Source organism: Gemmobacter sp., assembly GCF_046292685.1.
Taxonomy (GTDB): domain Bacteria; phylum Pseudomonadota; class Alphaproteobacteria; order Rhodobacterales; family Rhodobacteraceae; genus Wagnerdoeblera.
The window spans coordinates 1-19,788 of record NZ_JBKBQM010000056.1; the positions used below are offsets into that span (position 1 = coordinate 1).

General features: G+C 66.3%; 19 protein-coding genes. 15 read left to right on the plus strand and 4 right to left on the minus strand.

Going from position 1 to position 19,788, the window contains the following annotated elements:
• Positions 1-189: 189 nt before the first annotated feature.
• Positions 190-1,773: a PAS-domain containing protein gene (locus ACK4S2_RS13395; protein ID WP_409625280.1), complete on the minus strand. Its 1,584-nt coding sequence runs from the start codon at positions 1,771-1,773 to the stop codon at positions 190-192.
• Between the two features lie 102 nt (positions 1,774-1,875).
• The gene (gene regB / locus ACK4S2_RS13400) at positions 1,876-3,267 is read right to left on the minus strand and encodes a sensor histidine kinase RegB (protein ID WP_409625283.1); all 1,392 of its coding nucleotides are present in this window, start codon (positions 3,265-3,267) and stop codon (positions 1,876-1,878) included.
• A gap of 88 nt (positions 3,268-3,355) precedes the next feature.
• Here regB and ACK4S2_RS13405 point away from each other — a divergent pair, with 88 nt between their 5' ends.
• Positions 3,356-3,976, plus strand: a complete 621-nt coding sequence (locus ACK4S2_RS13405; RefSeq protein WP_409625286.1) for an SCO family protein — start codon at positions 3,356-3,358, stop codon at positions 3,974-3,976.
• 105 nt (positions 3,977-4,081) lie between these two features.
• Complete coding sequence (locus ACK4S2_RS13410; protein WP_409625327.1) at positions 4,082-4,621, plus strand: ActR/PrrA/RegA family redox response regulator transcription factor; 540 nt, start codon at positions 4,082-4,084, stop codon at positions 4,619-4,621.
• 10 nt (positions 4,622-4,631) lie between these two features.
• Here the strand turns inward: ACK4S2_RS13410 and ACK4S2_RS13415 are convergent, their stop codons facing one another.
• Both ACK4S2_RS13415 and ACK4S2_RS13420 read right to left on the minus strand, forming a co-directional pair.
• Entirely contained in the window at positions 4,632-5,537 is a 906-nt protein-coding gene (locus ACK4S2_RS13415) for an alpha/beta fold hydrolase (RefSeq protein WP_409625289.1), read from the minus strand.
• A gap of 45 nt (positions 5,538-5,582) precedes the next feature.
• A complete protein-coding gene (locus ACK4S2_RS13420; RefSeq protein WP_409625291.1) occupies positions 5,583-5,966 on the minus strand; it encodes a DUF1643 domain-containing protein in 384 nt (127 codons plus the stop codon).
• A gap of 182 nt (positions 5,967-6,148) precedes the next feature.
• On the opposite strand from ACK4S2_RS13420, the gene crcB reads away from it, so the two are divergent.
• The 13 genes from crcB to ACK4S2_RS13485 all read left to right on the plus strand — a co-directional run bounded on the left by crcB (position 6,149) and on the right by ACK4S2_RS13485 (position 19,660).
• Positions 6,149-6,526, plus strand: coding sequence for a fluoride efflux transporter CrcB (gene crcB, locus ACK4S2_RS13425; protein ID WP_409625294.1), 378 nt, complete (start codon positions 6,149-6,151; stop codon positions 6,524-6,526).
• Entirely contained in the window at positions 6,523-7,569 is a 1,047-nt protein-coding gene (locus ACK4S2_RS13430) for an RluA family pseudouridine synthase (protein ID WP_409625297.1), read from the plus strand. Before crcB ends, ACK4S2_RS13430 begins: the two co-directional genes overlap by 4 nt.
• A 40-nt stretch (positions 7,570-7,609) precedes the next feature.
• Positions 7,610-8,338, plus strand: a complete 729-nt coding sequence (locus tag ACK4S2_RS13435) for an ATP12 family chaperone protein (RefSeq protein WP_409625299.1) — start codon at positions 7,610-7,612, stop codon at positions 8,336-8,338.
• A gap of 252 nt (positions 8,339-8,590) precedes the next feature.
• Positions 8,591-9,607: an amino acid ABC transporter substrate-binding protein gene (locus ACK4S2_RS13440; RefSeq protein ID WP_409625301.1), complete on the plus strand. Its 1,017-nt coding sequence runs from the start codon at positions 8,591-8,593 to the stop codon at positions 9,605-9,607.
• A gap of 118 nt (positions 9,608-9,725) precedes the next feature.
• Positions 9,726-10,979, plus strand: coding sequence for an amino acid ABC transporter permease (locus ACK4S2_RS13445; protein ID WP_409625304.1), 1,254 nt, complete (start codon positions 9,726-9,728; stop codon positions 10,977-10,979).
• Position 10,980: 1 nt separating this feature from the next.
• Positions 10,981-12,264, plus strand: a complete 1,284-nt coding sequence (locus tag ACK4S2_RS13450; RefSeq protein WP_409625307.1) for an amino acid ABC transporter permease — start codon at positions 10,981-10,983, stop codon at positions 12,262-12,264.
• Between the two features lie 10 nt (positions 12,265-12,274).
• Positions 12,275-13,066: an amino acid ABC transporter ATP-binding protein gene (locus tag ACK4S2_RS13455; RefSeq protein ID WP_409625310.1), complete on the plus strand. Its 792-nt coding sequence runs from the start codon at positions 12,275-12,277 to the stop codon at positions 13,064-13,066.
• 150 nt (positions 13,067-13,216) lie between these two features.
• Positions 13,217-13,819: a (d)CMP kinase gene (locus ACK4S2_RS13460; RefSeq protein ID WP_409625313.1), complete on the plus strand. Its 603-nt coding sequence runs from the start codon at positions 13,217-13,219 to the stop codon at positions 13,817-13,819.
• Positions 13,820-13,893: 74 nt separating this feature from the next.
• Positions 13,894-14,727: a flagellar motor protein MotB gene (locus ACK4S2_RS13465; protein ID WP_409625316.1), complete on the plus strand. Its 834-nt coding sequence runs from the start codon at positions 13,894-13,896 to the stop codon at positions 14,725-14,727.
• Between the two features lie 93 nt (positions 14,728-14,820).
• Complete coding sequence (locus ACK4S2_RS13470) at positions 14,821-16,122, plus strand: flagellar hook protein FlgE (RefSeq protein WP_409625319.1); 1,302 nt, start codon at positions 14,821-14,823, stop codon at positions 16,120-16,122.
• Between the two features lie 12 nt (positions 16,123-16,134).
• The gene (gene flgK, locus ACK4S2_RS13475; protein WP_409625321.1) at positions 16,135-17,562 is read left to right on the plus strand and encodes a flagellar hook-associated protein FlgK; all 1,428 of its coding nucleotides are present in this window, start codon (positions 16,135-16,137) and stop codon (positions 17,560-17,562) included.
• A gap of 2 nt (positions 17,563-17,564) precedes the next feature.
• On the plus strand, positions 17,565-18,569 hold the full coding sequence (locus tag ACK4S2_RS13480; RefSeq protein WP_409625324.1) for a flagellin: 1,005 nt from the start codon (positions 17,565-17,567) through the stop codon (positions 18,567-18,569).
• A gap of 32 nt (positions 18,570-18,601) precedes the next feature.
• On the plus strand, positions 18,602-19,660 hold the full coding sequence (locus ACK4S2_RS13485; protein ID WP_409625330.1) for a flagellar basal body P-ring protein FlgI: 1,059 nt from the start codon (positions 18,602-18,604) through the stop codon (positions 19,658-19,660).
• The last annotated feature ends 128 nt before the right edge of the window (positions 19,661-19,788 follow it).

The following is a 19,788-nucleotide window of genomic DNA, read 5'->3' on the forward strand; positions in this document are numbered from 1 at the left end:
GAAGGTGCGGTCCCGCTTCATCCTGACGATGGCCGCCAACAACCTCGCCCGACTGCCCCGGCTGCTGGCCGCATGACGACGAGGGGTGGCATCGGGCACCCATACCTCGCCTCGACCAGCAAGACGCTCACCGCTGCCGCCCAAACAGAGGGAAAACTGTTCCGCCTCGTGGACTTCTTCAGCAGCCTGTTAACCCTTGGCAGCGCCGATCCACCGCGGGGGCCCCTCGCGCTCCACCAGGTGCGCAACAGCGGGTTCCGCGGCGCGGTCAGGGGCCGGCTCGGTGGAAAAGCCCACGAGCGTGGCGCCCCCTGCCAGCGGCGCCAGACGGCAGCGCAGGGGGCGGCCGTCGTTCAGCCGGGCATGCGAAACCCAGGGCTCGCGCGGGCCGGTGGTGGCGACATACCCTTCGGCCAAAGCCCAGAAGTGGCTGGGCGCGCAAGCGGCGCGCCAGGTTCGCGCCAGGTCCGCAATCGGCTGGTCGGCAAGGGTTTCCATCGGATCGTGCGCCCAGAGCCGGGCATAGCCCAGGTTGGACATCATCAGCTGCCCGGCCGAGGAGAAAACCGCGATCGCCTCGTCCGTTGCGTCGATCACCGACTGCCCGATCTCGAGATCCGCGCGCATGCGGCGGGCGCGGCTCACCTCGTCGCTGATGTCCTGGATCAGAAGCGCCAGGGCGCCTTCGGGGTGCGGGCGGCCCAGGATGCGGTAGGTCTGGCCCGAAGGCAGAGTCCAGGTTTCCTCGAACTGGCCTTCGGCGGCGGATTGTTCCATCGCCGCCATCTGCAGGCGCCAGGCTTTGTAATCCTTGGGTTCAGGGATTGTCCCCCTTTCGCGCATCGCATCGAGAAAGGCAAACAGCGACGGGCGCGCCGACAGGAAATCGACCGGAAGGCCGGAAAGGTCGGTCAAGGCCGGGTTGAACAGTTGCAGCTTTCGCTGCCGGTCGAAGATCGCAAGACCGATCGGCAGATGCGCGAAGGTCTTGGTCAAGGTCTGCACGAAGCTGCGCAAGGCCTGTTCGGCCTGAACCGCCGCCTCGGCCGGAACGGCAAAGACGATGCGGCCTTCGGGCTGCGCCACGACGTGGCAATCGAACCAGGCAGGGGCAGTTGCATTGGCAAGGTGCAACGGAAGACGCCCGGTTTCGGGGTTTGCGAACAGACGCGGCAGCGGCCAGCCGATCATGGCATCGGCACCCGAAACCTGCAGCGCCAGCGCGACATAGGCGTGGTTGGCCCAGGTGACTGACCCATCCGCACCTTCGCGCCAGACCGGGTGCGGCGACGCATCGGTGATCTGGCGCAGGGTTTCAAGCTCCTGGTCCAGTGCCTTCTGGGCAAGCGAATCGATCAGGCGCCCCGATGTTTCCACATGCGGTTCGATCAGGGAAATCCGCCGCAGGCCGCCGCGCCATTCGGCCACAAGGGTCAGCCCGTCGGCCAAGGCCGATGCCATCGACAGATGCCCAAGCTCGGGCAGCCGGTCGAGCTGCGCCGCAACGCCCGGAAAGCGCGGGGCGGCAAAGGCCAGGAACCTTTGCCAGGGCGCCCCTTCGGCCCGCGTTGCCGCCAGCAGCGCGCGTGCCCCGGCGCTGGCATCCAGCATGGTTTCGCCATCGAACAGAAAGACCGTGGCTTGTGCCGGTTCGGCAAACAGGCCGCCACGCGCGGTTTCGACCTTGCGTCCGAACCACGCGACCGCAGCCAGGGCCACCGTCGCTGCGGCGCTGCAGACCACGAACAGCCCGAACCAATCCGAAAGTGCCATCTCGTCTCCTGCCGGCGGGTCTTGTGCAGGGCAGGCTAGGCGGCCAGCAGTTAATAACGTGTTAACGCTGAGATGCCGGATGCAAGGAGACCCGCCGGCTGATCACGCCTCGATCGGGCGGTTGGCGCCCAGGGCTGCATCCGCCGGGGCCGCGATGGCGGACAGCGGCCAGACGACCTCGACGATGGCGCCCGAGCGCAACGGGCGTTCGTTGCCGCGCAGGAACGGGTCGCCGCCATTGGCAAAGCTCAGCCGGGCCCCCGACCGTTCCAGCAACGTCTTGGCGATGAACAGGCCAAGCCCCATCCCCTCGTAGCCCGGACGGTCACGGCCGTCGTCGCCGCGGTTGCGCAGAAAGGGGTCGCCGATCCGGTGGAGAAGCTGCGGCGGGTAACCGGGGCCGTCGTCGATGACCCGCACGCGCACCTGTTCGGCGGACCATTGTCCATCGACCCAGACGGTCGAGGCGGAAAAGTCCACCGCGTTCTGAATCAGGTTGCGCAGGCCGTGGATGACCTCGGGCGCGCGCCGGATCGTGGGCTGGCGCGACTCGTCGCCCGATGCGGGGCGGATGTCGAAAATCAGGGCCTTGCCGCGGTTCTGGTGCGGCTCTGCCGCCTCGCGCAGCACGGCATCGAGCGGTGCATGGCGCAGGTGCAGGTCGTCCTTGCCCGCGCGCCCCATCGACCGCAGGATATCGCGGCAACGGTCGGCCTGGTCGCGGATCAGGGCGGCATCGTCGCGCAGATGTTCCGCGCCCGGCACATCCTGCAAGTCGTCGATCAGCTCGGCGCTGACCAGCTTGATGGTGGCCAGCGGCGTTCCCAGCTCGTGCGCCGCCGCCGCCACCACGCCGCCCAGGTCGGTCAGTTTCTGTTCGCGGGCCAGCGCCATCTGGGTGGCCATCAGCGCTTCGGCCATGCTGCGGATTTCGCCCGAGACGCGCCGGGCATAGCTGGCCAGAAACCCCACCCCGATCACGATGGCCAGCCAGCTGCCGAACTCCAGCAAGGGCGGCATCGCCAGTTCCCCGCCCGAGGCCAGACGCAGCGGCAGGTGAAACAGCGCAACCGCCGTCACGGCAACCAGTGTCAACACGCCGACCAGCGCGGTGCTGCGGTCGGAAAGGCCGGTGGCCGCGATGGTGACCGGCACGATCATCAGCAGGGCAAAGGGGTTGTGCAGGCCGCCGGTCAAGGCCAGCAGCGAGGCCAGTTGCGCCAGGTCGAAGATCAGCATGGCCAACGCTTCGGCCGTGCGCAGCCGGTAGCTGGCCGGCAGGATCGTCAGGATAACAAGGTTGGCCACCACCGACAGCCCGACCACCACCGCCACCGCACCCAGCGGAAGGTCCAGATCCAGCCAGACCACCGCGGCCAGAATTGCAGCCACCTGCCCGGCAATGGCGATCCAGCGCAACAGGATCAGCGTGCGCAGGCGAATCCAGGTGCTGGATTGCGCGAGGCCGAAGAAACCTGTGGCAGGAAGCTGCATTGACTGGGGCCTTGAACAGGGGTTCTGCACTTGTTAGCCGGGGGGCAACCGGCGATCAATCGCAGTCGGGCTGTTTGGGGGCGATACGATGTTGAAGGTCTATGCGGGTGTCTCGGTGCTGGCGGTTGCGGCGTTGCTGGCCGGAACCGCCTGGTATGTTTCCAGCCGCGAGGCGGCCGACCCCTATGCCGATTGCCGGCAATCGGCCATTGCCGGTGGCCCGGGCGCCATCGGCGGGCCCTTCACGCTGGTCGATCAGACCGGCAGGACGGTGACCGACAAGGAGGTCATCACCAAGCCTTCGCTGGTCTACTTCGGCTATACCTTCTGCCCCGACGTCTGCCCGCTGGACACGGCGCGCAACGTCGAGGCGGTCGACGCGCTGGAGGAGCTTGGGCACGAGGTGACGCCGGTGTTCATTTCCATCGACCCCGAACGCGACACGCCCGAAGTCATGGCCGACTGGGCCCAGAACATGCACCCGCGCATGATCGCGCTGACCGGCACGCCCGAACAGGTCAAGGCGGCGTCGCAAGCCTATCGCACCTATTACAAGGCGCAGGAAAAGAAGGACGACTACTACCTGGTGGATCATTCGACCTTCACCTACCTGGTGCTGCCGGACAAGGGCTTTGTCGAGTTCTTTCGCCGCGAGCTTGCCCCCGACCAGCTGGCCGCACAGGTGGCCTGTTTCCTCGACAAGGGTTGAGGGGGCCTTTCCCCGAGGGGAAATGCCGGTTTGACCCTATGGCACGTTCGCCCTAGAAACTGACAGGATGCTGTCTCGAGGGGTTGCGCCGTGTCCGAACACGAAATGCTGGAACTGGGTGCCGACCGTTCGCTGCTGCTGGTGGACGACGACGAACCCTTCGTCAAACGGCTGGCCCGTGCCATGGAAAAGCGTGGGTTCGTGCCGGAAACGGCCGAAAGCGTTGCGATGGGCAAGGCGATTGCCCAGACCCGGCCGCCGGCCTATGCCGTGATCGACCTGCGGTTGGAGGATGGCAACGGGCTGGACGTGGTGGAGGCGCTGCGCGAACGCCGGCCCGATTGCCGCATCGTGGTGCTGACCGGCTATGGCGCGATTGCCACGGCCGTGGCCGCGGTCAAGGCGGGGGCCACCGATTACCTGTCGAAGCCGGCCGATGCCAACGACATCACCAATGCCCTGCTGTCGAAGGGCGAGGCGCTGCCGCCGCCGCCGGAAAACCCCATGTCGGCCGACCGCGTGCGTTGGGAACATATCCAGCGGGTTTACGAACAGTGCGACCGCAACGTGTCGGAAACCGCGCGGCGGCTGAACATGCACCGCCGCACGCTGCAACGCATCCTGGCCAAGCGCAGCCCGAAATAGCCTGGCGCCGCTACGCCGGGCCCTGGTCAGCTGCAAAGAACGGCGCAAACAGCGCCAGCACGGCGGCCGGGTTTTCCTCCATCACGAAGTGGCCCGAGGTGCAGGCGTTGCCTTGCACCTTGTCGGCCCAGTTGCGCCAGATGCCCAAGGGGTCGCCGGTGCGGGCGGGAAAGCCGTGTTCGCCCCACAGATAGGCCAGCGGCGCGGCAATGCGCCTGCCGGCGGCGCGGGTTTCAAGGTCGATCCGGCGGTCGGTTGTGGCGCCGGCGCGGTAATCGGCGCACATGGCGTGGATCCGGGCGGGGTCGGCCATCTGCGCGCGGTAACTGGCCAGCGCATCGGGCGCAAAGGCCGACAGGTCGCCCGACAGCGACCAGGTTTTCAGGATATGGTCCAGATAGCCGGTCGGATCGGCGCCGATCATGCGTTCGGGGAAAGGCGCGGGCTGTGCCAGAAAGGTCCAGTGCCAGGCCGCCGTGGCCAGTTCCGCGTTCCAGGCCGCCCAGAAATCCGCGGTCGGAACGATTTCGATGATGCCCAGCCGGCGCACCCTGCCCGGATGGTCCAGCGCCAGCCGATAGCTGACCCGCGCGCCGCGGTCATGCCCCAGGACATGTGCCGACGGAAGGCCCAGCCTGTCCATCAGGTCCACCACGTCCTGCGCCATCCTGCGCTTGGAATAGACGGTGTGCGCCGCGTCATCGGGCGGTGCGTCGGATTTGCCATAGCCGCGCAGGTCGGGGATGATGACATGGAACTGCCGCGCAAGGTCAGGGGCCACCGGCCCCCAGCACAACCCGTTCTGCGGATACCCGTGCAGCAGGATGAGCGGCGCACCCTGGCCGGCTTGCTGCACCGACAGGGTGACGTCGGAAAGCGGGATCTCGGTGCGGGCGAACCCCGGAATCGTGGTCATGGGCGCTGCTCCCTGGCTGGGGCAAGGCTGCCTTGCCCGGGCCGATCAGACAAGAGGCCAGAGCGGCGCATCGTGGCGGGTGTAAAGCGGATGCCGCGGCTGGCCCAGCCGGGTCAGCCCCAGGTGCCACAGCGGCAGCCCGGCCGCCGCCAACAGCGCCCGCACCTCGGCCGCACGGTTCCGGTAGGTGCCGTGGTTGCCCCAGGCGCAGATCACGCGGTCGCATCCGGCCAGCACCTTCAGCATTGCTTCGTCGGCGCCGTGGCAAAGCGGCGCTGCGGCCCGTTTCAGCTCTGCCGGGCTCGGGCTGCGCCAGGTGAACAGGTTTGTGATGACGAACCCGCCGCAGCCAATATCCCGGGCGCGGCGGCGGCATCGGGCAACGGTGGGGTCGTCCTGCGTTTCGGTGGCGGTCGAGGGGTTCAGCATCACCCATCCCACCAGATCCGCCGCACCCCAGCGATGCAGCAGGGTCAGCCGGTGCAGACCGCAAGGCGATTGCAGCGCCTCTGCCGATGCAGTCGCGCTGCGGGGATGATGGTGCAACATTGTCCCAGGGTAACGACGCAGCCAAGGTTGACAAGCGGGCAAGCCGGGCACAGGAAGGCCACATGATCTGGATCGTGACTCAGGTAGCCCTTGGCGGGGCATTCGGCGCGGTGGCGCGGTATCTGACCGTGCTGGCCGCGTTGCGGGCCTTCGGGCCGTGGTTCCCCTGGGGAACGCTGGCGGTCAATGTGCTGGGCTCGTTCGTGATGGGCGCCCTGTTCGTCTGGCTGGAGGCGCGCGACCTGATGCGGTTGGCGCCCTTGCTGATGGCGGGGTTCCTGGGCGGTTTCACCACGTTTTCCGCCTTTTCGCTCGACACGGTAAAGCTGTGGCAGCAAGGCGCTGCCCTGGCTGCTTCGACTTATGTCGTGGCATCGGTCGCGCTGTCGCTGGGTGCCCTTGCGCTTGGCATCTGGATCATGCGCGGGATCCTGTCGTGACCGGCGTGCAGATGGTCACGGTGACCGAAGCTGAAGGCGAACAGCGGCTGGACCGCTGGATGAAGCGTCGGTTCGCGCAACTGACGCAAGGCGCGGTGGAAAAACTGTGCCGCACCGGGCAGGTGCGCATCGACGGCGCCCGGGCCAAGGCCAGCGACCGTGTGGCGCCGGGGATGGTGGTGCGGGTGCCGCCGCTTCCCGACACGCCGCCCCCGCCCAAGGCCGAGGCCGGGATCTCCGAGGATGACGCCCGGATGATTCAGGGGTGCGTGATCTTCAAGGACCAGCACCTGATCGTGCTGAACAAGCCCGCGGGCCTGCCCAGCCAGGGCGGCAGCGGGCTGGACCACCGCCATGTCGATGGCCTGACCGAGGCGCTGACCTTCGGCTACAAGGAACGCCCCAAGCTGGTGCATCGGCTGGACAAGGACACGAGCGGCCTTCTGGTGCTGGCCCGCACCGACCGGGTCGCCCGTGCGTTGTCCGAGGCGTTTCGCCTGCGCACCACCCGCAAGATCTATTGGGCAGCGGTCGCGGGTGTGCCCAACCCGAAGATGGGCACGATCCGGTTCGGCCTCGTCAAGGCGCCCGGCCACGGCAAGGGCGGCGAAGGCGAAAAGATGCTGTGCGTGCACCCTGCCAAGGTGGACGCCACCGAAGGCGCCAAGCGCGCCACCACCGATTACGCCGTGCTCGATGCGCTGGGCACGCGGGTGTCCTGGGTGGCGCTGGTGCCGGTGACGGGGCGCACGCATCAGTTGCGCGCCCACATGGCCGAAATCGGGCACCCGATCGTGGGCGACGGCAAGTATGGCGGGTCGGGGCAGGAAAACCCCGGCGACGGCTGGGGCGCACAGCTGGGCGGCGAGATCAGCCGCAAGCTGCACCTGCACGCCCGTTCGCTGAGCTTCGAGCATCCGGTGACCAAGGCGCGGGTCAGCTTTACCGCGCCTTTGCCCGAACACATGGCCCGCACATGGAAGACCCTGGGGTGGGAGGCGCATTCGGTGCCGGAAGACCCCTTCGACGAGACGCGCGGATGATCGGGCAACGACAGGGCACCGCGGCAGACATGGGCGGCGCATGAGCGGCTGGAAGGCAAGGCGGTTCTGGAAATCGGTCTCGGTCGTGGCCGAAGGGGCGGGCTGGGGGGTTCGGCTGGACGCCCGGCCTGTGCGCACCCCGGGCAAGACGCCGCTGATCGTGCCGACCGAGGCGATGGCCAGCGCGATTGCCGCCGAATGGGGCGCCCAGCAGGGCGAAGTGCGCCCGGCGACGATGCCGATGACGCGGGCGGCCAACTCGGCGCTGGACAAGATCGCGGTGCAGTTCGACGAGGTGGCAGACCTGATCGCGGCCTATGGCGGCAGCGACTTGCTGTGTTACCGCGCCACCGGGCCCGCAGCGCTGGTGGCGCGGCAGCAGGCCGCATGGGATCCCTTGCTGGACTGGGCGGCGCAGCACCTCGGGGCGCCCTTGCGCGTAACCGCCGGGGTGGTGCCGGTGGCGCAACCGCAAGACAGCCTCGACCGGCTGGCTGCGCTGGTGCACGGGTTCGACCCGTTCCGCCTGATGGCGCTGCACGACCTGGTGTCGATCTCGGGCTCGCTGGTGATCGGGCTTGCCGTCGCGCAAGGCCGGATCGACGTTCAGGCCGGCTGGGACGCCTCGCGCATCGACGAGACCTGGCAGACCGAACAATGGGGCCGCGACGAGGAGGCCGCCACGCAGGAAGCGCTGAAGCGCGAAGCGCTGGAAGATGCCGCGCGATTCCTGCGCCTGTGCGGGCCGTCCGCCGCGCCGTGGCAATAGTATTTCGCCTTTCGCCAGTCCCGGGCAAGGAAGCGAATGGTCAACATGTTCAATTTCAAGAACTTTCGGCGAACGCAACATCTGTGCCGTCGCAAGCCTTGACGCGCGGGCGGCCTTCGTCGCACTATGCCCGTCACCCCGGACACGAGGACCGGGGCTGTTCCTAACGACCCGCACGACCGGCCGCAGGCCGGAACTCGGACCCAAAAAAAGGACCGTCGGCCCCCGGCGGCAACTCAGGAAGAGGTACGCATGAAAAAATCGGTATTCCTTGGCACGCTTTCCCTGGCCGCTCTGGCAGGCGGAATGGCGGCGGCCGGCACCCTGGACGACGTGAAGGCGCGCGGGATGCTGAACTGCGGTGTGTCGACCGGCCTTGCCGGGTTCTCGGCGCCCGACGCGAACGGCGTTTGGCAGGGTTTCGATGTGGCGGTGTGCCGCGCGATTGCCGCTGCCGTCCTGGGCGACCCGATGAAGGTCAACTTCGTCTCGACCACGGGCCAGACCCGTTTCTCGGCGCTGGCGTCGGGCGAGATCGACATCCTGGCCCGCAATACCACCTGGACCTTCAGCCGTGACGTGGACCTGAAGTTCACCTTTGCCGGCGTGAACTACTATGACGGCCAGGGCTTCATGGTGAAAAAGGCGCTGGGCGTTTCGTCGGCCAAGGAACTGGACGGTGCGACCGTCTGCATCCAGACCGGCACCACGACCGAACTGAACCTGGCCGACTTCTTCAAGTCGAACAACATGACCTACGAGCCGGTTCCGATCGAGACCAACGCCGAAGCGCAGCAGCAGTATCTGGCCGGTGCCTGCGACGTCTACACCACCGACGCCTCGGGCCTCGCGGCGACCCGCGCGACCTTTGCCGACCCGGAAAACCACATCGTCCTGCCCGAGATCATCTCGAAAGAGCCGCTGGGGCCGCTGGTTCGCCACGGCGACGACCAGTGGGCCGACATCGCCAAGTGGACGCTGAACGCACTGATCGCTGCCGAGGAATACGGCATTACTTCGGCGAACATCGACGAGCTGCTCAAGGGCACCCAGAACCCCGAAATCAACCGTCTGCTGGGCACCGAAGGCGAATTGGGCGCGATGCTGGGCCTGGACAAGGAATGGGCCGTGCGCGCCATCAAGGCCGGCGGCAACTATGGCGAGATTTTTGCCGCCACCATCGGCGAATCCACCCCGATCGGGATCGCGCGCGGTCTGAACGCGCAGTGGACCCAGGGCGGTCTGCAGTATTCGCCGCCGTTCCGCTGATTGCCAACAGGCCGGGGGCGCGTCCGACGCGCCCCCGGCCGCATCTGACGGCTGACAACATCTGCCCCGGCCAAGGGCCGGCGAGCGCAAAGCGCCTGGCAGATACAGGGGGTTATGAATGGCTTCTGTGCCCGACGTCCGAAAGGACGGCTTTCGGCCAAGCATGCTGATCTACGATACGCGGTATCGCTCGATCACCTTGCAGGTCATCTTTCTGGCAATCTTCGTGGCGGCGGGCTGGTGGCTGGTGACCAACACCGTGGCCAACCTGAAGGCGCTGGGCAAGGATTTCAGCTTCGGCTTCCTGACCGTGCGGTCGGGCTATGACATCAACCAGCGGCTGATCGAATACACCAGCGACAGCACGCACGGTCGCGCAATGCTGGTCGGGTTGCTGAACACGCTTCTGGTTGCGTTCATCTCCTGCGTCACGGCGACCATCGTGGGCGTGCTGGCGGGTGTGCTGCGGTTGTCGAAGAACTGGCTGGTCGCGCGGTTGATGACGGTTTACGTCGAAGCCTTTCGCAACATCCCGTTGCTGATCTGGATTCTGCTGATCTTTGCGATCATGACCGAGGCGATGCCGGCACCGAATGCGTTCCGGGGCGAAAACGCCACGTCGTCGATGCTGCTGTTCGACAGCATCGCCATCACCAACCGCGGCATCTACATTCCCGAGCCGCTGTTCGACCGTTCGCTGGGCAACCTGGATGTCGGGCTGTTCCTGGTTTCCATCGACTTGCTGGCGATCATTGCCGTGCTGGTCGGCAGCTTTCTGGCAAACCGCTGGTTGCTGAACAATGCCACCGCGGTGCAGAACGCAACCGGCGTGCGCCCGGTGACCTGGTGGAAATCCATCCTGATCTGGGTGGTGCCGCTGCTGGCGCTGAAAGTCGCGCTCGGGTTCCATCTGGGCTTCCCGGAACTGCGCGGCTTCAACTTCGTCGGCGGCACGCATCTGCGCAACTCGTTGATCGCCTTGTGGTTCGCGCTGACGATCTATACCGGCGCCTTCATCGCCGAAAACGTGCGCGCCGGCATCATGGCCATCTCGCACGGGCAGACCGAAGCGGCCTACGCGCTGGGTCTGCGCCCGAGCCTGACGACACGGCTGGTGGTGTTGCCGCAGGCGCTGCGGGTCATCATTCCGCCGATGATCTCGCAATACCTCAACATCACCAAGAACACCTCGCTGGCGCTGGCGGTGGGCTACATGGACATCCGCTCCACGCTGGGGGGAATCACCATCAACCAGACGGGGCGCGAGCTGGAAGGCATGCTGCTGCTGATGCTGACCTATCTGACGATCAGCCTGATCATCTCGATGGTGATGAACGCCTACAACAGCAGCGTGAAGCTGAAGGAGCGCTGAGATGAGCAACACCTCCTTCGTCCGCACCCAGATGGTCGAGACCAAGGCGCCGCCCAGCAGCCAGATCGGTGCGGTCCGCTGGATGCGCGAGAACCTGTTTTCCGGGCCGCTGAACACGATTCTGACCGTTCTGTCCTTCATGGCGGTCTGGTGGATCGTGGCGCACATCGGGCCCTGGTTCGCCAATGCCGTCTGGAACGCAGGCAGCCTTGCGGAATGCCGGCAAATCCTCGACGGGGCGACCGGCGCCTGCTTTGCCGTGATCCGGGACCGCTGGTCGCAATTGTTGTATGGCTTCTACCCGTCGCATCTGTTCTGGCGGCCCAACCTGGCGCTGGTGTTGATGATCGTGGCCATTGCGCCGGTGCTGTTCGACAATCTCCCGCGCAAGATGCTGTGGTTCACGGCCCTTTATCCCGCGGTGGCCTTCTGGCTGCTCTGGGGCGGGTCGATCTGGATGCCGCTGATGGCGATGGTCGGGTTCGCCATCGGCTACGCAGTGTTCCGGGTGCTGTCGCGCCAGACCAGCCTGATCGCGATGCTTGCCGGCGCGGCGGCAGCGGTGATCTGGTGGGTGTGGGTGCTGGCGCCCGTGGTGGATGCCTTGCAATCGGCGGTGCCGCTGGCGATTCAGGCGGTGCCAAGCCGCGACTTCGGCGGTTTCATGTTGTCGATCATCATCGGGGTGACGGGGATTTCGCTGTCGCTGCCGCTGGGCATCATGCTTGCGCTGGGGCGCAAGTCGGACATGCTGCTGATCAAGGTGATCTGCGTCGGTTTCATCGAGTTCATCCGCGGGGTTCCGCTGATCACGCTGCTGTTCACCGCGTCGCTGCTGCTGAACTATTTCCTGCCGCCGGGCACGAACTTCGACATCATCCTGCGCGTGATCATCATGGTGACCCTGTTCTCGGCCGCCTATCTGGCCGAGGTGATCCGGGGCGGGCTGGCCGCCTTGCCGCGTGGGCAATACGAGGCGGCGGATGCGCTGGGGCTGGACTACTGGAAGGCGCAGCGGCTGATCATCATGCCGCAGGCGCTGAAGATCTCGATCCCCGGTATCGTCAACAGCTTCATCGGCCTGTTCAAGGATACCACGCTGGTGGTGTTCATCGGCCTGCTGGATCCGATCGGGCTCTCGAATGCCATCCGGGCCGATACCAACTGGAACGGCATCTACTGGGAGCTGTTCGTCTTCATCGGCTTCTGTTTCTTCATCTTCTGCTTCGGCATGTCGCGCTATTCCATGTATCTGGAACGCAAGCTGAAGACGGATCACCGCTAGGGAATTCGCCATGTCCGAACTGAGCATCGACCGCGCCATCGACCGCAGCCACATGAAGGTATCGTCCGAAGTGGCGATCCAGATCACCGGCATGAACAAGTGGTACGGGTCGTTCCATGTGCTGCGCGATATCGACATGACGGTGTATCGCGGCGAACGCATCGTGATCTGCGGGCCTTCGGGTTCGGGGAAATCCACGCTGATCCGCTGCATCAACCGGCTGGAGGAGCATCAGCAAGGTCAGATCATCGTGGATGGCACCGAGCTGACATCCGACCTGAAGAACATCGACAAGGTGCGGTCAGAGGTCGGGATGGTGTTTCAGCACTTCAACCTGTTTCCGCATCTGACCATCCTGGAAAACTGCACGCTCGCGCCGATCTGGGTGCGGAAGATTCCGAAGAAGGAAGCGGAAGAAACCGCGATGCATTTCCTGCGCAAGGTGAAGATCCCCGAGCAGGCGCACAAGTATCCCGGCCAGCTGTCGGGCGGCCAGCAGCAGCGCGTTGCCATCGCGCGCAGCTTGTGCATGAAGCCGCGGATCATGCTGTTCGACGAGCCGACCAGCGCCCTTGACCCCGAGATGATCAAGGAAGTGCTGGACACCATGATCGAGCTGGCCGAAGAAGGCATGACCATGCTGTGCGTCACCCACGAGATGGGGTTCGCGCAAGCCGTGGCCAACCGCGTGATCTTCATGGATCAGGGGCAGATCGTGGAGCAGAACGAGCCGCGCGAGTTCTTCCGCAACCCGCAGTCGGACCGGACCAAGCTGTTCCTGAGCCAGATTCTCGGGCACTGAGCGCGCGGGGCGCGCGGGGGCGCCTGCCCCCGCACCCCCGGCTCAGGAGGGCGGGGCGCCCTCCTGAGAACCTCCCGGCGCAAGGGGGAACCCCGGGCTTTACCTTGGCATCCGCGCTGTTTATTGCCGATGCGTGCAAGGGAGGCGCCGATGATCTTTACCGTGGCCATCGATGGCCCTGCGGCGGCAGGCAAAGGGACCATATCGCGTGCGGTCGCCGAACGCTTCGGGTTCGCGCATCTCGATACCGGGCTGCTGTACCGGGCGGTGGGTGCCCGCGTGGCCGCAGGAGCCGCGCCCGAGGCGGCTGCGCAGGCGCTGAGCCCCGACGATCTGGGCAATGCCGAGTTGCGCACACTGGCCGCAGGTCAGGCCGCCAGTCGCGTTGCCGCCATTCCCGAGGTGCGCGCCGCCCTTGTGCAATTTCAGCGCCGGTTTGCCCGCCGCGAAGGCGGTGCCGTGCTGGACGGTCGTGATATCGGCACCGTGATCTGTCCCGAGGCCGAGGTGAAGCTTTATGTGACCGCCAGCCCCGAGGTGCGCGCGCATCGCCGATGGCTGGAGCTTGGAGGCGATGCCGATGTCGTTCTGGCCGAGGTGCGCGAACGCGACGCGCGGGACATGAACCGCGCCGATGCCCCCCTGCGCCCGGCGCCCGATGCCGTCATCCTCGATACTTCGGACATGACCATCGCGGCCGCGGTCGAACGCGCGGCGGCGCTGGTTGCGGCCAGGCTGTCGCAAAGCTCTTAAGATTTAAGCTGTTAAGGCGACCCTAACGCTGACCGCGGTATCTCTGGTCCCGGGTGTGAGACAAGGGTGATGGAATGGCCGGGCCGGGAAATGCCGCGCCAGTCATCATCAAACGGAAAAAGGCCGGCGATGGACATGGGCACCACGGTGGGGCGTGGAAGGTGGCCTATGCCGATTTCGTCACCGCCATGATGGCGTTTTTCCTGCTGATGTGGCTGTTGAACGCAACGACGGAAAAGCAACGCAAGGGGATTGCCGACTACTTCAATCCGACCGTGCCGGTGAACCGCGTGTCGGGCGGCGGCGACGGTGCCTTTGGCGGCGACAACCTGTTTTCCGAGGAGATGCTCGCACAGTCGGGCACGGGGGCCAGTGCCACACGGCCGACCGACGAACGGCAGGCCATGGGTGTTTCGGGCAGCGACGACGCAGCTGCGGAACAGAAGGCCCTGGAGCAGCTTGACGCGGCCTTGAAGGCAGTGGGCGGCGAGAGCATGACGATGGAGCGGTTGATGCGCCATGTCGTGACGCGGCTGACCGACGAAGGATTGGTGGTCGAACTGTTCGACCTGCCCGATTCGCCGCTGTTCGATGCCGCCAGCGCAGAGCCGCGGCCGGTGCTGCGCGATCTTGTTGCGGTCGTGTCCGAGGTCTTCGCCATGGCCGAGAACCGGATCGCGGTGCAGGGTTTCGTGCGAACCTATCCGATCACGCTGATCCAGAACCCGGTGTGGGATCTGTCGGCCCGCCGCGCGCAGGCGGCGCGCTTGCTGCTGGAGACCGCGGGAACAAGGCCCGAGCGTATCCAGCGCATAACGGGTTTCGCCGATCGGCGCCCCGCGGACCGCGACCCCATGACGGAACGGAACAACCGGCTGGAATTCGTGCTTTTGCGCAATCATCGCTGAAAACACCTGTTCCCGTTAGGCGGAAATTAAATCGGCGCCCGCATCCTGCACTGCGATCCGACAGGAATCGCAGCAGCAGAAAGGCGCGACCAGATGACGATTTCCTCTTCGCTGAATGCCGGGGTCTCCGGGCTGAACGCCAACGCGGCCCGGCTGGCGACCATTTCCGACAATATCGCGAACTCGGCCACCTTCGGTTACAAGCGCAGCACGGTCGAGTTCCACTCGATGGTGATCGAGGGGACGAGCCCCAACCGCTATTCCGCCGGCGGGGTGCGAAGCAGCTCTGTCCGCCTGATCGACGAACGCGGCCCGCTGGTGCGCACCGAAAACGGCACCGACCTGTCGATCTCGGGTCGGGGTTTCCTTCCGGTCGCCTCCGCCACCGCGATTCGCGAGGACGGGTTGCCCGAAAAGATGTCGCTGGTGACCACCGGGTCGTTCCGCCCCGACGCGACCGGCACCTTCCGCACGCCTGCAGGCCAGGTGCTGCTGGGGTGGCCGGCCAACTCCGACGGCAGTTTTTCGACCCAGACGCGGGACACCATCACCGGGCTTCGGCCCGTGCAGCTGGGTCTGAACCAGTTTGCCGCCAACCCGACCACGGAAATGCGGATCAGCCTGAACCTGCCGGCAACCAGCACCATCGCGGGCGCGCCCGGCAAGGTCGAGGAGTTGTCGATGGAATACTTCGACAATCTTGGCCTGTCGCAGAACCTGACCTTTACCTTCACCCCGACTGTCGCCGCAACCGGCGCATCGAACGCCTGGACCCTGCAGATCCGCGATTCGGCCCTGGGATCGGTGGTGGGCGAATATGAGCTGAGCTTCAATGACGGTCAGGGCGATGGTGGCACGCTGGCGTCGATCACTACGGTTTCGGGAGGGGTCTACGACCCTGCAACCGGCCAGACCGAGTTGACGCTGGCGAACGGCACGATTCGGCTCGACCTCGGGCGCCCGGGCCAGACCGAGGGCATTACCCAGCTGTCCTCGACCTTCGCGCCGGTTTCGATGACCAAGAACGGCTCTCCGGTTTCCAGCCTCGTTTCTGTGGAGGTCGATGCCGGCGGGTTCCTCTATGGCGTCTTCGACCAGGGCTTCACCCGGCGGCTATTCCAGATTCCCGTGGTGGATGTGCAAAACCCCAACGGCCTGACCGCGCTGGACGACCAGTCCTACGCCATGTCCATCGCCTCGGGCAATTTCTTCCTGTGGAACGCCGGCGAAGGGCCGACAGGGACCGTCTCCGCCTACACGCGCGAGGAAAGTGCCGTCGACGTGGCGCAAGAGCTGACCCAGCTGATCCAGACGCAGCGCGCCTATTCCTCGAACGCGAAGGTCATCCAGACGGTCGACGAGATGCTGCAGGAAACCACCAATCTCAAGCGTTGAGGGGGATAGGCCATGAGCCTCACGCACAGCCTGAACGCCGCCTATTCCGGGCTGACAGCGTCGGCCAAGGCCGCGTCGATTGTCGCCGAAAACCTCGCGAACCTGCGCACACCCGGATACGGGCGGCGGGACGTGCTGCTGAGCAGCAGTATCCTGGGTGGGGGCGTTCAGGTCGACGGGGTGCTTCGCCACGGGAACCCGGTGCTGGTCGGCGACAGGCGGGTGGCTCAGGCCCAGACCGCCGGGACTGAAACCCGGGCCGGGTTTCTGAAGATGCTCGAAGGCGGGCTAGGTGTGCCGGGAACGGCAGGTTCGCTGGATGCGCGGATTTCGGCCTTCGACAGCGCGCTGATCGAGGCGGCCGCAAGCCCGGCAAGCGAGGCGCGCCTGGGGCAGGTGCTGGGCAGCGCGCAGGCGCTGGGCGATCAGCTACGCCATCTCTCGGATCAGGTGCAGCAGGCGCGCACCACGGCAGACCGTGCGATTGCCGCGGATGTGTCGCTTCTGAACGACAGCCTGAAACAGATCGAGACTCTCAACCGTTCGATCCTCCGCATGAATGCCCTGCGGCAAGACACCTCGGCACTGGTCGATCAACGCCAGGCTGTGGTCGATCGCATCGCCGGCATCGTGCCGTTGCGGGAGGTTGCCCGGGAAGGCGGGCAGATCGCCTTGTATTCCGTCGGCGGCGCTGTGCTGATCGACGGGCGGGCGGGCGAGTTCGGTTTCGAAACTTCGGGCCTGATCGTGCCGGGTGCCACGGGCCTTTCGGGGCTGACGCTGAACGGCAGGCCGATCGGCACCGGCGAAGGGGAGGCGCTGCGTGGAGGCCGACTCGCGGCGCAATTCGCCGTGCGCGACCAGCTGGGTCCGATGGCGCAATCGCGCCTCGACGCGACCGCGCGCGATCTGATGACCCGCCTCGAAGCCGCCGACCCGACGTTGGCGCCGGGGTCTGCCGGGCTTTTCACCGATGGCGGCAACCCCTTCGATCTGGCGCGCGAAGCCGGTCTGGCCAGCCGGATCTCGGTCAACGCCACTGTCGATCCTGCGCAGGGGGGCGTTCTCTGGCGCCTGCGTTCGGGGCTTGGCGCTGCCGCTCCGGGGGATGTCGGCGACGGCAGGGTGCTGACGGCACTGGGTCAGGCACTGGGTCGTGCACGGGTGACGGAGTCGGGTGGTTTCCAGCCCGGCATGCGCAGCTTTGCGGCCCTTGCGGGTGAACTCGTGTCGTCGGTCGCCTCGGCGCGGCTTTCCGAAGAATCCGCGGCAACACAGGCGGCAACCCGGCAGTCGGCACTGGAGCAGCTCGAAGCTCAGGGCGGTGTCGATACCGATCACGAAACCCAGATGCTGCTGGTGATCGAGCGCGCCTATGCCGCGAACGCCCGGGTGATCCAGGCGGTCGAACAGATGCTGGACAGATTGCTGGAGATCTGAAGATGACGATGGTTTCGATCGGCGACCTTGCCCGCAGCATGATGCTGCAACGACATACCGCCGCCACCAAGGCGGATGTTTCCCGTCTTGCCGAGGCGCTGGCTTCGGGGCGGCACCAGGACCAGGCGGCCCGTTCCGGCGGCGATCTGAGTCCGTTGGCAGCCATAGAAAGCACGCTGGCCCGTATCGGCAGCTGGACCTCGGCTGCCGGTAGCCTGGCCGGCAAGCTTGGCGCGGCTCAGTCTGCCCTCGGCGCGTTGCACGGCATCGGCGAGGCTCAGGCAGAGAGCCTGCTGCGCCTCAACTCAATCTCCCGGGACGATCAGGTCGCGCTTGCATCGCGCGACGCGCGCGAGCATCTCGAAGCGGCGCTTGGCGTGCTGAACACCCGTTATGCGGGTGCGTCGGTTTTTGCCGGCACGCGCGAAGACGCGCCCGCCGTTGCCAGTGCCGAAGTCCTGCTCGATGCGCTGTGGCCCGCGGTCAGCACGGCAACCACCGCCGCCGAGGCGCGCGAGGCCATCCTGACCTGGTTCGACGACCCGGCCGGGTTTGCCGCCCAAGGCTATCTGGGCGGGCCGACGCAGCCGCCGATTGCCGTGGCCCAAGGCGAAACCGCGGCCATCGGGTTTGCGGCCGATGACCTGGCAATTCGCCGGACGCTCGCGGGGCTGGCAATGGCGGCCGTGATCGATCGCGGCCTGTTTCCCGGCATGGCGGCCGAGCGCCGGGAACTGGGCCAGATGGCCGGCGAGGTTCTGGCGGCCAATGCCGAAGCCAGGGTCACGCTGGCGGCACGGGTTGGCAGCCTCGAACAGCGTCTGGACAACGTGCGGGCGCATCATGCCGCCGAAAGCACAGCGTTGGGCATCGCCCGGTCTGGCCTGATCGCGGCCGATCCCTATGCCACGGCGACAGAGCTCGAGTCCGCGCGGGTGCAACTGGAAACGCTTTTCGCCGTGACGGCCCGTTTGTCGGGCATGAATTTGCTGGGGTATCTGCGGTGATCAGGGCGCTCCTTCTGTGGCTGCTTGTGGCGATGCCTGCGGTAGCGGCGCCGGTGCGGGTCAAGGATCTGGTCGAGTTCGACGGCGTGCGGGGCAACGATCTGGTCGGCTACGGGTTGGTGGTCGGGCTCAACGGCACGGGCGACGGATTGCGAAATGCCCCGTTCACCGAAGAAATCATGGCCAATCTGCTGGAACGCCTGGGCGTGAACGTCACTGGCGAGCAGTTGCGGCCCAAGAACGTTGCTGCCGTCATGGTAACCGCCAGCCTCCCGCCGTTCGCCCGGGCGGGGGGTCGGATTGATGTCACCGTCTCGGCCATCGGCGATGCCAAGAGCCTGCTGGGCGGCACCCTTGTGATGACGCCTCTGAACGGTGCCGACGGCCAGATCTACGCTGTCGCCCAGGGGGCCGTGCTGGCCGGCGGGGTTTCTGCCGAAGGCCAGGCGGCACGGGTTGTGCAGGGGGTGCCGACCGCCGGCGTGATCCCTGCCGGGGCACGCGTGGAGCGCGAGGTCGATTTCGACTTTTCCGGCCTGTCTGCAATCCGCCTCGCGCTGCGCAACCCGGATTTCACCACTGCAGCGCGGATCGAGGCGGCGGTGAACGCAGAGTTCGGTCGCCCGATCGCTGCGATGGTCGATGGCGGCACGGTTGCAATCGATATCGGCGGAGCGCGCATGCGGTCGCCCGCGCATGTGATGAGCCGGATCGAGAACATCACTGTCGAGCCGGAGCGCCGTGCGCGCGTGGTGGTGGACCAGCGGTCGGGGACCATCGTGATGGGCGCCGATGTTCGCATCAGCCGGGTCGCGGTTTCGCAAGGTGGCCTGACCCTGCGCGTCGAGGAGGCACCGCTGGCCGTTCAGCCCAACCCGTTCAGTATGGGGCAAACGGTGGTCGTTCCGCGCAGCACCGCAGCCATTGACCAGCCGCCAGGAACCGGGTTGGCCGAGGTCAGCGACAACACCAGCCTGTCCGAAGTCGTCGCAGGGCTGAACGCGCTGGGCGTCGCGCCGCGAGACCTGATCGACATCCTGAAGACGATCAACGCTGCAGGGGCGCTGCATGCCGAGTTCGTCGTCCAGTAGTCGCCCCTAGCGCGTTTCCCGATCATTGTGGTTCATAGGCTGCTGCGGTGAAGAAGTTGGCGCTCTCCCCGGGGGTGATGAGATCGACGAGCCGTCCGATGGCGTCCCAGAGGGCCGCAACGGTTCGC